This is a genomic window from Streptomyces sp. NA04227, assembly GCF_013364195.1.
Taxonomy (GTDB): domain Bacteria; phylum Actinomycetota; class Actinomycetes; order Streptomycetales; family Streptomycetaceae; genus Streptomyces.
This window is the reverse complement of the sequence record NZ_CP054918.1, coordinates 3,890,941-3,902,829: the sequence shown is the minus strand read 5'-3', so window position 1 is coordinate 3,902,829 and position 11,889 is coordinate 3,890,941. Positions and strand designations below refer to the sequence as shown.

12 protein-coding genes are annotated in these 11,889 nt (G+C 71.5%); 6 read left to right on the top strand and 6 right to left on the bottom strand.

Annotated features, from left to right (window positions below):
• Positions 1-43: 43 nt before the first annotated feature.
• Positions 44-1,309, bottom strand: coding sequence for a 3-deoxy-7-phosphoheptulonate synthase (locus HUT18_RS16585; protein WP_254878642.1), 1,266 nt, complete (start codon positions 1,307-1,309; stop codon positions 44-46).
• A 244-nt stretch (positions 1,310-1,553) separates the two neighbouring features.
• On the bottom strand, positions 1,554-2,150 hold the full coding sequence (locus tag HUT18_RS16580) for a 4'-phosphopantetheinyl transferase superfamily protein (RefSeq protein ID WP_176101423.1): 597 nt from the start codon (positions 2,148-2,150) through the stop codon (positions 1,554-1,556).
• Positions 2,151-2,657: 507 nt separating this feature from the next.
• Here HUT18_RS16580 and HUT18_RS16575 point away from each other — a divergent pair.
• On the top strand, positions 2,658-3,161 hold the full coding sequence (locus HUT18_RS16575; RefSeq protein WP_176101422.1) for a hypothetical protein: 504 nt from the start codon (positions 2,658-2,660) through the stop codon (positions 3,159-3,161).
• Here HUT18_RS16575 and HUT18_RS16570 read toward each other — a convergent pair.
• Entirely contained in the window at positions 3,138-3,671 is a 534-nt protein-coding gene (locus HUT18_RS16570) for an RNA polymerase sigma factor (protein WP_254878641.1), read from the bottom strand. The two genes, HUT18_RS16575 and HUT18_RS16570, sit on opposite strands and share 24 nt — an antisense overlap.
• A gap of 284 nt (positions 3,672-3,955) precedes the next feature.
• Entirely contained in the window at positions 3,956-5,491 is a 1,536-nt protein-coding gene (locus tag HUT18_RS16565; protein WP_176101421.1) for a carboxylesterase/lipase family protein, read from the bottom strand.
• 416 nt (positions 5,492-5,907) lie between these two features.
• Here HUT18_RS16565 and HUT18_RS16560 point away from each other — a divergent pair, with 416 nt between their 5' ends.
• The gene (locus HUT18_RS16560) at positions 5,908-6,384 is read left to right on the top strand and encodes an RNA polymerase sigma factor (RefSeq protein WP_368661531.1); all 477 of its coding nucleotides are present in this window, start codon (positions 5,908-5,910) and stop codon (positions 6,382-6,384) included.
• Positions 6,381-6,893 (top strand): hypothetical protein, encoded by a 513-nt coding sequence (locus HUT18_RS16555; protein WP_176101419.1) that lies wholly within the window; start codon positions 6,381-6,383, stop codon positions 6,891-6,893. Before HUT18_RS16560 ends, HUT18_RS16555 begins: the two co-directional genes overlap by 4 nt.
• Before the next feature lie 236 nt (positions 6,894-7,129).
• On the opposite strand, the gene HUT18_RS16550 is transcribed toward HUT18_RS16555, so the two are convergent.
• The gene (locus HUT18_RS16550; RefSeq protein WP_176101418.1) at positions 7,130-7,870 is read right to left on the bottom strand and encodes a DUF5324 family protein; all 741 of its coding nucleotides are present in this window, start codon (positions 7,868-7,870) and stop codon (positions 7,130-7,132) included.
• Positions 7,871-8,221: 351 nt separating this feature from the next.
• Between HUT18_RS16550 and HUT18_RS16545 the strand changes: the two genes are divergently transcribed.
• Together HUT18_RS16545 and HUT18_RS16540 are read left to right on the top strand one after the other, a co-directional pair.
• Positions 8,222-8,749: a peptidylprolyl isomerase gene (locus tag HUT18_RS16545; protein WP_176101417.1), complete on the top strand. Its 528-nt coding sequence runs from the start codon at positions 8,222-8,224 to the stop codon at positions 8,747-8,749.
• A gap of 206 nt (positions 8,750-8,955) precedes the next feature.
• The gene (locus HUT18_RS16540) at positions 8,956-9,870 is read left to right on the top strand and encodes a rhomboid family intramembrane serine protease (RefSeq protein ID WP_176101416.1); all 915 of its coding nucleotides are present in this window, start codon (positions 8,956-8,958) and stop codon (positions 9,868-9,870) included.
• A gap of 636 nt (positions 9,871-10,506) precedes the next feature.
• On the opposite strand, the gene crgA is transcribed toward HUT18_RS16540, so the two are convergent.
• On the bottom strand, positions 10,507-10,770 hold the full coding sequence (crgA, locus tag HUT18_RS16535) for a cell division protein CrgA (RefSeq protein ID WP_176101415.1): 264 nt from the start codon (positions 10,768-10,770) through the stop codon (positions 10,507-10,509).
• 160 nt (positions 10,771-10,930) lie between these two features.
• On the opposite strand from crgA, the gene HUT18_RS16530 reads away from it, so the two are divergent.
• Complete coding sequence (locus tag HUT18_RS16530) at positions 10,931-11,758, top strand: DUF881 domain-containing protein (RefSeq protein ID WP_176101414.1); 828 nt, start codon at positions 10,931-10,933, stop codon at positions 11,756-11,758.
• The last annotated feature ends 131 nt before the right edge of the window (positions 11,759-11,889 follow it).

Sequence of the window (11,889 nt, the reverse complement as noted above, 5' to 3'; positions counted from 1 at the left end):
CCGTACGTATCGGTCCGTACGTCTCGGCCGTATGTGCCCGCGCTCAGTACCCCCGGCCTGCCGTCCCCGCGCACAACTCGGCCGTCAGCGCGCCGATTTCGGTGGTCTGGGAGCCGTTGAGGCGCGGGTCGCAGGCGGTCTCGTAGCGGCGCGGGAGATCCTGCTCGGTGAGGCCGGCAGCGCCGCCGACGCACTCGGTGACCGCCGCCGGGGTGGCCTCCAGGTGGAGACCGCCGGGGGTGCCGCCGACCGAGCGGACGGCCTCGAAGAAGCCGCGGATCTCGGCGCCCACGGTGGCGACGTTCCGCGTCTTGTGCCCGGTCGCGCCGGTGTACGTGTTGCCGTGCACCGGATCGCACAGCCACACCACCGGGTGGCCGAGCCGCGCGGCCTCGGTCACCAGCGGCGGCAGCGTCTCGCGTACCCGCTCGGCCCCCATCCGCGAGATCAGTACGAGACGGCCGGGCTCGCGGTCCGGGTCCAGGCGGCCGCAGAGCGCGGCGAGGGTCCCCAGGTCGGTGGCGGGGCCGATCTTCACGCCGACCGGGCCCGCGACCCCGGACAGGAACCGCACGTGCGCCCCGTCGGGATCGCAGGTGCGCGCACCGATCCAGGGCAGGTGGGTGGAGGTCAGGAACAGCAGGCCGGTGCCCGGGTCGCGGCGTACCTGCGGCTCCTCGTAGTCGAGTACGAGCGCCTCGTGGCTCGTCCACACCGCGGGCGCGCCGTCCGCCGGGGCGCCGGGCATCGCCATGCCGGACGCGGCCACCTCCCGCAGCAGGCCGAGCACCGCCCGCGCGTGCGTGTGGCCCCGCAACAGCCGCATCGCGTCCGGGACCCGGGCGGCGAGGTCCGGTGCCGGGTCGTTCACCAGGTGTCCCCGGTACGAGGGCAGCAGCAGCTCGCCGACCCGCTCGGTCGGCGAGGAGCGGGGCTTGGCGTACTGGCCCGCCAGCCGCCCGATGGGGATCACCGGCCGGTCCAGGGCGGAGCCGATGGTCTTGGCGAGGTCGTGCAGCAGGCCGGCCCGGGCGGCGACGTCGGCGAAGGCGGGCTCGTCGAACGTCTCGGCGCAGTCGCCCAGTTGGACCACGAAGGCCTCCCCGCGCGCGGCCGCCGCGAGCGAGCGGCGCAGCGCGAGGATCTCGTGCGGGCGCACCAGCGGCATCGCACCGGCCAACTGCGCGCGGATCCGCCGCAGCAGCCCCGGGTCGGGCCAGTCGGGCTGCTGGGCGGCCGGGTGGTCACGCCAGTCGGACGGACTCCACCGCGAGGACGGCGGGGAGACGAGCGCGGGGGACATGGCCATGGTGAATCGACCTCCGTCGATCGAGGGGAAGGAGAGCAACGAGGGGAACGAGGGGAACGAGGGGAAGGGGTGAAGGAAGGGAGGGGAAGGGGCGGGGATGGGGTGGGGAGAAATACAGAGAGGCGGAAGGGAAACCGAGAAGGAGGACTTCCGGCCGAGATCGTTCGGCAGAAAACGTCCGACGGGGAACGTTCGACGGCGAACGTTCGGGAACGCGGGACAAAACGCAGGACAAAAAGCCGCTTCAGTCCTCCGGCAGCGCCCAGCACAGGACCCCGCCCCCGGCCAGGTGCCGCACGGTCACCCGCACCCGGGGCCCCGGGCACACGAGGGCCCGCGCCAGGAATCCGTCCCCGTCCGGTGTCAGCCGTAGGTCGCGCAGTCCGCGCAACTCGGGTCCCAGGAGCGGGCTGAGCGCCTTGAAGGCGGCCTCCTTGGCGGAGTAGAGGGCGAGCAGCCGCTTGGGCGCGGTGCGGGCCGGGCCGAGCAGCGCGTGCTCGGGCTCGCGCAGTACCAGGTGGGCGGCGCGTACGGGCAGGTCCGTGAGCTCCAGGTCGACACCGAGGGCCGGGAACCTGTCGGCCGCCCCGGCGAGGGCGACGGCGACCCCCCGGGAGTGGCTGATCGACGCCGCGAGCCCCTCGGGCAGCCGGGGCCGGGGCCCGTCGCGCAGTACGGCGCCCGCGGTGAGCCCGGCCGCCCGCACGGCACGGTGCAGCGCGCTGCGTCCGATCAGGAAGTCGCCCCTGCGCGGCTGCGGCATCGTCCGGGCCAGGCGCCGCTCCTCGTCGGTGACGGTGACCGGCGGGCCCTCGTGGACCGAGGCCACCGCGAATCCCATTCCCGGAATACGCGGACCCTGCCTCGAAAAGGCGCGGGGAAGAATGGGGAGTATCCCGGGAAGTGGTTCGAGAAGCGTCTCGGGAAGCGTGTCACTGGAATGCACGATGCTCTTTTTCCCGTCCGTCGCTGGTGATATGGAAAAGGAACGGCGCTCGAATTACCGGCCGGTACCCGGAGAATGCCCTGCCCGGTTCGCCGGATTCCGCCGGATCGTACGAGGGTGCGGCGGCAAGCGCGCATATGCCTCGCCGAACATGTCCGGCGGGGCGGGGGGCAGTGGCAATCCCCGCCCCTCGGATACCAAGAGGCGGCGCGGCGGCGATGTACTCCCCGCGAGGCGAATCTCGCCCCCGGCCCGCACCGCGTACGCGGCCGTGGGCGGGGCCCGGCGCGGGCGTTCCGTCCGTCACCCGGGCCCCCGACACCCTGCCCTTTGCCGGGCCTTGACCATCCCGGTGGACGGTGCGACGCTCCATTCCAGTAGGACGTAGAGGGAGTTGCCGCCATGACCGGTTCGGTGCAGGACAGTTGGCCGACGGCCAAACTCGACTCGGTGCGCAGACTGAAGGTCATGGCGTCCGTCGCCAAACACGCCGCGTACGCCGAGCGCCGCTTCGAGGTGCCCTTCGAGCAGCTGTGGGCCGTCGCCTCGGACCTGGAGAACGAACTCCCGCGCATCGTCGGCGGGTTGCGCTCCTTCGCGGTGACGTCCTCCTCCGGCGAGCGGCTGTCGGGCCGGGCGGCGGGCCCCCTCGGCTACCGGGAGCACTTCGACGTCGTGCTGCGCCCCGGCTGGTGTCTGATGCAGAGCGATCGGCTGACCAGCGGCATGGCCGCCACGGCGGACGGCGACGGCTGCCGGTTCGCCTTCTACACCAGCCTGCGCGTGCCCGGCGGCGAGCTGCTCGACCGGATGCGTGCCCCGTTGTCCGCGCGGCGGGCCGAGCGGATGCTCGACCGCCTCGGCGACCTGGCCGCGGCCCGGTCAGCCCCAGGCCGAACGGAATGACTGCCGGGCACGGAACAGCCGCGATCTGACCGTGCCCACCGGGATGTCGAGCAAGGCGGAGACCTCCTGTTCGCTGAGCCCCTCGACATGGCGGAGCATCAGGACGGCCCGGTGCTCGGGCGCCAGGCGGTGCAGGGCGTCGGCGATGTCGGAGGCAAGCTGGAGGTCCCCGGAGACGGGCGCCTCCTCCCACTCCATGGGCACCGTGGGCCGGTTGCGGCGCTGCCCGGCGAACTTCAGTGCCTCGCGCAGCGCGATCGCCCGCACCCAGCCGAACAAGGCGGTGGGCTCCTTGAGTTGGCGAATGCTGCGGAAGACCGCGATGAGCGCCTCCTGTGCCGCGTCCGCCCCGTCCTGGAGCGCCACCGGCCCGCAGATCCGCCCCACGTACGGGGTCAGCAGCCCCAGCAACTCGTCCATCGCCAGGGCGTCACCGCGCTGTGCCCCGTGCACCAGGCGGGCCAGCAGATCCGGATCGACCCAGGTACATGTACTGCCGGCCCCCGTCACCGGTCAGATTCCTTGCCGCAATGACGCGATTTCAGATGCGGCCCACAACTTCGGACGTTTCTGGAAGAACGCAAAATCACGAACAGCCCCCGTCGATGGCGAATTCAAAAAGCACACGCACACCGTCGGCGAGCCTAGCACCGGTCTCAGAAATCCGGGAGGTCTGAGAACGGAGGCACCGATTCCCTAAAACCCGCGGGTAAGGAAAAGGTCAACAACCTGCGCCTTCCTCGGTGCCGGTTTCGTGCGACCGCACCGAACTCCCCGCGGGCGCCCATGGATTCCTACACCCCGGGTGCCAGATCCAGAACTCCGAAGACTGATCCTTTCCACATTTCGCGGGACGCCCGAAGCGGATCCACGGCCAGCCCGTCGCTCCGGTCGAAGACCTTCGTCCGTCGATCCCGCACTCCGTACGCGGGCCAGCCCGGATCCCCGGTGTCGGCGAACCGTACCCAGGCGCCGCGCATCCGGCGGGACAACTCCCTTGTCTCCGGGCCGGGTTCGGGGCCGAGCAGCTGCCGTGCGACGGGGGAGTCCAGGGTGCCGAGGACCAGCGGGACGTCGAGTCCATGGCAGGCGCCGAGCGCACCGCCCGCCACCGGCGCGGGCCAGCGCAGTTCGTAGCCGAAGGTCCGTCCGTCCGCCTGTGCGCGGGCCTCCAGCAGGTCGAGCGTGGGGACGCGGCACATCCAGTCCGAGCACACCCGCTCGTACAGTTCCTCCGCGCCGAGCCCGGGATAGGCCTCCCGGTAGGCGCGTTCGCCGCCCGCCGACCGGCCGAAGACGCTCAGCGCCCGCGTCGCCAGGGCCGCGTCCACTGTGCCGAACTCGCCCCGCTTGGCCATGAACAGCCGGTACTCCTCGCGGTTCCAGCCGAGCATCACGTCGACCCCCGAGGCGGCGCCGCGCGCGAGAGCCTCCCACGGGGTGCGGGCGGGCAGCGAACCGTCCACGACCGGCGCGAGCACGGTCTCCGCGTGGGCCAGCACACCCCAGCGGTCCGCCTGTTCGGCCCGCTTCGCGAAGGCCTCCTCCCCGGCCCGTACCAACTCCGCCGGATCCGCTGCCCGCAGTGCTTCCGCCGTCGCGGGCAGCCCCAGCCGCGCCGCCACCACGGCGGCCACATCGGCCCCGAGCGCGGGCGTGAAGTACAGCCCCGGCACGCTCTGCAGCACCGCACGGCGCAGCAGTCCCGCCACCTGCTCCGAGGCAAGGAGCGCCGCGATCGATCCGGCCCCCGCGGACTCGCCGAACACGGTCACCCGCTCCGGATCGCCGCCGAACTTCGCGATGTTCCGCCGGACCCAGCGCAGCGCCGCGACCTGGTCGAGCAGGCCCCGGTTGGCGGGCGCTCCGGCGAGATACCCGAACCCCTCCATGCCGACGCGGTAGTTGAACGTCACCATGACCACGCCCTCCGCGGCCATCGGACCCCCGTCGTACACCGGGTCGCCCGCGTGCCCGAAGACATAGGAGCCGCCGTGGAACCACACCATCACCGGCAGCCCCGTCGCGCCGACTTCCGGCGACCACACATTGACGGTCAGGCAGTCCGGCGCCGGATCCGCCGTACCCGCCGGTGAGTTCGCCGGGTTCATCCGGTCGCAACTCGGCACCGGCGGCCCGAAGTCCACGGCCGGGCGGACGCCGTCCCAGGCCCCGGCCGGTTCCGGCGCGGCGAACCGCAGGGCACCGAAGGGCGGCTCGGCGTAGGGGATCCCGCGGAAGACGGCCACCAGCCGATCGCCGACGGACTCGATCCGGCCGGACACCCGTCCCCGATCGGTGCGCACTTCAACGTTCAAATTTTCCGCCACGTCCCTGGCCTCCTTTGCGGGCGGTGCCACGCGTTCCGGGGCCGGACCACGCGGCGGTCACCTGCGACGTCCATGTAGAGGCGGATTCCGGCCGGTGCACTCCCGGCTCTTCCACATCACTTCAGGCCAGTTCGCGAACTGCTGGGAGTACCGGGCCGCTGGGGGCCCTCTTTCCACCGAAGCTCCCACACCGACGCCGCCTTGGTGCCGCCGGAGCGTCGACGAGCAAGGGAGGACAACGGCAGATGAAAACCGCCCAAGCGGGCGCCCTGCGACAGGTCGCCGCCCCCCGACAGGCCCCAGCTACCCCGGTCCCAGACACCCCCCGACCGGTCCCAGCCGTCCCGCGACGGGACCCAGCCCCGGCCCAGCAGGCCGCGGCGGAGGATTCCCCGTGGGCCGCGGCGGCACCCCTGGTGAAGGCCGCCCAGTCCGGAGACGCGATCGCGCTCAACGACCTCCTCGGCCTGCTCACCCCCTACGTGAGCCGCCTGTGCAGGCCGATCGCGCTCGACCACAGCGCGGATGCCGTACAGGAGGCACTGATCGCCGTGTTCCAGGGCCTGCCCCGGCTCCGGGACCCCCAGGCCCTGTACGCCTGGGTGCGGACGATCACCGTACGGGAGGCCGTACGGGTAGCCCGCCGGACCGAACGCGAGACTCCGGTGTGCGAGTTCGACGACATCGCCTGGCCGCGCAGTCCCGAACTGGCCGTGGATGTGCACGACGTCCTGCGGCGCATGTCCAGCGAGCACCGCGCGGTCCTGGTCCTGCGCGAGCTGGAGGGTCTGGACGAGCGATCGGCGAGCACCGTCCTCAACATCACCTCGGGCACGATGAAGTCCCGGCTGCACCGGGCCCGCCACAGCTTCCGAAAGGCATGGCCGCGATGAACACCAACTGGCCGTCGGCCGGACTCGATGCGGTCCGGCGTCTGCGCGTCATGGCAGCGGGACTGCATGCGGGTATGTACGCGGAAGCCCATCTGGACCTGCCGGTATCCGAGGTCTGGGCCATCGCCGGCGACCTGGAGGGCGAACTCCCGCACCTGATCCCGACCTTGCGCGCCTTCCACTGCCACCCGAGCGTCACCGGCCGCCAACTGGGCATGGCCTACGGCCCGTTCGGGCACTCCGCCCGCTTCGACGTCCTGCTCCAGCCGGGCTGGTGCCTGATGCAGAGCCGCTACGTGGTCGGCGGTATGGCGGCGGTCCCCGAGGGCTCCGGCACCCGCTTCGCGGTACTCGGCGCCCTCCGCCAGCCCTGGGCGGCCTCGGCCCAGCAGGCGCTGCGCCCGCTCGGCCGGTCCCGTGGCCTCAGGATGATCGACCGTACGGCCCGGCGCGCGCTGATCCGCCGGAGAACCGAGCGGTCGGGCGCCGGGGCCGATGGTTCCACGTGAAACAGCGCGGGGGGCCGGTGTGGCCTCCCGCGCTGTTCGGTGCTACGTCCTGCACAACTGCTGTGCCGGTGCCGGGCGTTCACGGTCTTCGCGTTCACGACCCTCTGTGTGGAGGCGAGTTCACGACCCCCTACGTGGAGGCGAGTTCGCGAGACCGCGGGCCCGGACGAGTCCGACGGCGATGAATGCGGCCGCCGTCGGCCCCTTCCGTGGCCGCCCGGCCGGTGCGCCCTGCCCTACTCCGGCTTCTCGCGACGGGACGACCCGGAGCGGTCGGTGTGACCGGCCTGGTCCTCGGCGTCTTGTTCGGCCTGCTTGGCCTGGACCTCGGGGTCCAGGCCCGAGCCCCGGCTGCCGTCGACCGCGGTGAGCGGAGCGCCCGGGTCACGGACCTCGGTGGCGGCGGGCGGCTCGACCAGCCAGTCGGGGTTGGCCTGCTTGTCCCACCACTTCCAGGCGGCGAAGGCGCCGCCCGCGAGCAGCCCGACCATCGTGAAGCCCTTGAGGGCTCCGGACATCCGGCCCCGGCGGCGCTTCCTGCGCGCCAGCCGCTCGATGTCCTTGGCCGAGACCTGTCCGCGCAGTGCGGCGACCGCGGCCACGCTACGGGCGGCGGCCTCCTCGCGCACGGGCTGGGCCGCGGCCCGCGCGTGCTCGATGTGCGGACGGGAGGCGATCGCCGCCTCCCGGGCCGCCTTGCGGGTACGAGCCGCGGCTTCGTGGGCCGCGGCGTCGACCTTCGGCGGTACATGCTGTTTGGCCTGCTCCAGACGCGGAGCGACGTGGGCGTCGTACTGGACACGGGCCTGGTCCGCGGCGAGCGCGACCCTGGGGGCGAGCCGTACGCGTGCTTCCTGGGCGTAGTGGGCTGCCCGGTCCTTGGCCGTGTCGGCGTAGGGCGCCACCACTTCCGCGGCGTGCAGCACGCTGCCCTTCGCCGAACCGGTAGCGGCGCGCACGCTGTCCATGCGGTTCACGAGAACCTCCTCCTCGGTGGCGTACCTTTTCGCCTTTCCATCCCCTTGGGGATCATGCCTGTCCGGCGCCGGGGCGGCATGCGCGCACGGGCATCCGGGTCACGGCGGAACCGGTACGGCAGGCGGGGCGGAAGGCGCCAAGGCAGTAAGGGGCGAATGGGGGTGAGTGTCCCGGTTCCGGTTCCGACGATGCCACTAAATCGCCTCCCGGACGGGGTGTTCCGGCTCGGCAGGCGGGCGTATTCCTCGCGGCCGCGGGCCATGCGGGCGGCCGCGAGGTGGTGGCCAGGCATCCCGGTGCGCGGTCCGTGCGAGGATCAGGGGGTCACAAAGGACAACGGAAGGCAGATCGTGGCCGAGAAGCTTTACGCCACCCTGAAGACCAATCACGGCGACATCGAAGTCGAGCTGTACGCGAACCACGCGCCGAAGACGGTCAAGAACTTCGTCGAGCTGGCCCAGGGTCAGCGTGAGTGGACCAACCCGGAGACCGGTGCCAAGACCACCGAGAAGCTGTACGACGGGACGGTCTTCCACCGTGTGATCAGCGGCTTCATGATCCAGGGCGGCGACCCGCTGGGCAACGGCACCGGCGGCCCCGGCTACGAGTTCGAGGACGAGTTCCACCCGGACCTGTCCTTCTCCGAGCCGTACCTGCTGGCGATGGCCAACGCGGGCCCGGGCACCAACGGCTCGCAGTTCTTCGTCACGGTCAGCGCCACCACCTGGCTGAACCGCAAGCACACCATCTTCGGCAAGGTCACCGGCGACGCGGGCCGCAAGGTCGTGGACGAGATCGCGGCCGTGCAGACCAACCCGCGCACCGACCGTCCGGTCAAGGACGTCGTCATCGAGTCGGTCGTCATCGAGAGCCGCTGAGCCGGACGCCGACACGGGCCGCCCGGATCGCCGGCGGCCGGAGCACCGCGGTTCCCGACGTGTCGGGGCCGCCGAGGCTCGTGGCTTTCCGGGGCCCAGGAGGGCACCCGGGAACCTTGTGCCCCGCCCGTCCGTCAGGAAGGGCGGGGCGGTTTCTTTTTCCGGGGCCGCGCCGTGAGCACGTAGTAGGGATCGAGGCTGCCGAGATGGATCAGACGCCGGGCCGGGGGCAGGGCCAGTGGCCGGACGAGGGGCAGTCGGTGCCCGGCTGCTACCGCCACCCGGACCGCGAGACCGGGATCCGCTGTGTGCGCTGCGAGCGGCCCATCTGTCCGGAGTGCATGATCGACGCCTCGGTCGGGTTCCAGTGCCCGGACTGTGTGCGGCAGGGCAGCAGCGGCCGTTCGGCGAGCGCGGTCCGGCCGCGCAATCTGGCGGGCGGCGTCCTCACCGCCGATCCGCGCCTGCTCACCAAGCTGCTGATCGCGGTCAACCTCGCGATGTTCCTGGCCGTGCACGCGGGCGGTTCCGTCTACGAGCACACCGTCCTGGTCGGCGGCTGGCCCGGGACCGATCAGTTCCCCTCCGGCGCCTACGACCCCATCGAGGGCGTGGCCGCGGGCGAGTGGTACCGCCTGTTCACGGCGAACTTCGTGCACGAGGCGCCCTGGCACCTCGCCTTCAACATGCTCAGCTTGTGGTGGCTCGGCGGCCCCCTGGAGGAAGCCCTCGGCCGGATCCGCTACCTGAGCCTCTACCTGCTCTCGGGCCTCGCGGGCAGCGCGCTCTCCTACCTGCTCATGGCCCCGCAGGACGTCTCGCTCGGCGCCTCGGGCGCGGTGTTCGGGCTGCTGGGGGCGACGGCGGTACTGATGCGGCGGCTGCGCTACGACATGCGGCCGGTCCTCATCCTGCTCGCGATCAACCTGGTCTTCACCTTCGCCGTCCCCAACATCGCCTGGCAGGCCCACGTCGGCGGACTGGTCGCGGGCGCGGCCCTCGCGTACGGGATGGTGCACGCCCCGGCCGGGCGGCGGACGCTGGTGCAGTCGGCGACCTGCGCCGCGGTACTGGCCGTCAGTGTGCTGGTCGTGGTGCTGCGTACGGCCGCGCTCGTCTGAGCCCGGTCCGTCTCTTCCGCGGGCGTTCCGCTTGGCTCGACGAGGGCCGGGCGAAGAGCCGCTCGCGCAGAGAATCGAGCAGGTGTTCGATCCACTGGTCTGCCCAGGTCTTCGCAAGTTGTCCACAGCGTGTGGCCGTGCTTGTGCATGTGGTGGGGGCGCTGTCGCGGACCCGGCTCTGACCTGCGTTTTCCCAGGAGAGGCAAGGGTCGAACAGGGATCCGGATGCCGGTAGGTCTGTCACACCGGCGTCAACCGCTCAGTGGTTATCCACAGATCTTCAGACCTTTTCCCCATGTGGACAGCCTTGTGGATAACTTCTCGGCAACCTGGGGGAGAAACGGCGTCCACACGAGGGCCGGACGGGATACACGCGTCCGGATGAGCCCCGCGTCGTCGGGGACGCGCTCACTTGAGGGAGGTACAACCTTACCCGCTCCGCGGAGCGGGACGGACCGAATCGAACGAATCGGTGCATCGGCGCACGGGTACTGCGGTCGGGGCGGTCGGGGCCGGTCCGGGGAGGACAGAGCGGTCAGGGAGCCGCGGAAGCCGTGGGGGCCGCACTGGTGGCGGGGCACGGCTGAGAGGCGCACCCGGTTCCGGGTACGCCTCTCGATGCGCCGGAGTCCGGCGCTACTTCCACTGAGTGGAGACGCCGAACCCCGCGGCGATGAACGCGAAGCCTACGAGGATGTTGAAGTTGCCCAGCGACTCGATCGGGAGCTTGGTGTCGGTCACGTAGAAGACGACGATCCAGGCCAGGCCGATGAGGAAGAGGGCAAGCATCACCGGCGCCACCCAACTGCGGTTGGTCAGCTTGATGCTCGTCGGCTGCTTCGCCTGCTTCGCCGGGGGCGGCGTGTAATCGTCCTTCTTGCGGATGCGTGACTTCGGCACGAGGGTCTCTCCTGTCGATGCGCTGCCGTGATGCCCGTGCACGGGACCGTGGCCGGGGCTGAAGAGGCAGCGTACAAGCGGACACTGAGGGGACACTGAGTGCTCCCCCGAGCGTCCGTTAGCGTAGTGCTTCCTCGGCGCCGTTAGGAGTAAGGGTCCGTTGAGCCATTCTGCCGACTCCACCGGCCCGGGCACCAGCCCCGGCCACAGCGGGAACGAGAACGCACACGCACAGCGAGGGCCGGGCCGCCGAAAGTGGCTGGGCGGACACCCTGTGCGCCTGCTCACCGCCGCCGTCTTCGCCCTCGCCGGGCTGCTCTTCTTCACCAGCTTCAACACGGCCAAGGGCACCAACATCCGTACCGACGCCTCGCTCCTGAAGCTGTCCGACCTGATCCAGGAGCGCAGCCGCAAGAACGGCCAGCTCGACGAGAGCAACGCGGGGCTGCGCGAGGACGTGGACTCGCTCGCGGACCGCGACGACGGCAGCACCGACGCCGAGGAACGGAAACTGGCCGGTCTGGAGAAGGCCGCCGGCACCAGCGCACTGCGCGGCAGGGCCGTCACCGTGACCCTCGACGACGCCCCGCCGGACGCCACCGCGAAGCTCCCCGGCTACCCGGACCCGCAGCCCAACGACCTCGTGATCCACCAGCAGGACCTCCAGGCCGTGGTGAACGCCCTCTGGCAGGGCGGCGCCCGCGGCATCAAGGTCATGGACCAGCGGCTGATCTCGACCAGCGCCGTCCGCTGCGTCGGCAACACCCTGATCCTCCAGGGCCGCGTCTACTCGCCGCCGTACAAGGTCACCGCCGTCGGCGACCCGGACAAACTGAAGCAGGCGCTCTCCGACTCCCCCGAGATCCAGAACTACATGCTCTACGTCAACGCCTACGGCCTCGGCTGGGACGTCCAGGACGACGGCACCGTGAAACTGCCCGGCTACGCGGGAACGGTCGACCTCCACCACGCCGAGCCCACCGACTGACGCGAGGCGACGGGGGCAGGGACGGTTCGGCCACCCGGCCGCCCCCTCGGGCCGTCCCGACGGACGTTTCACGTGGAACATGTGCCCGAACAAGTCTCCAGCCCCGAACAAGCCCTCGCGTGAACGGCCTT

Bases quoted from the DNA above. Each gene is read 5' to 3' on its own strand.
- HUT18_RS16585 (WP_254878642.1), bottom strand. From the start codon at position 1,309: ATGGCCATGTCCCCCGCGCTCGTCTCCCCGCCGTCCTCGCGGTGGAGT.
- HUT18_RS16580 (WP_176101423.1), bottom strand. From the start codon at position 2,150: ATGGGATTCGCGGTGGCCTCGGTCCACGAGGGCCCGCCGGTCACCGTC.
- HUT18_RS16575 (WP_176101422.1), top strand. From the start codon at position 2,658: ATGACCGGTTCGGTGCAGGACAGTTGGCCGACGGCCAAACTCGACTCG.
- HUT18_RS16555 (WP_176101419.1), top strand. From the start codon at position 6,381: ATGAACACCAACTGGCCGTCGGCCGGACTCGATGCGGTCCGGCGTCTG.
- HUT18_RS16540 (WP_176101416.1), top strand. From the start codon at position 8,956: ATGGATCAGACGCCGGGCCGGGGGCAGGGCCAGTGGCCGGACGAGGGG.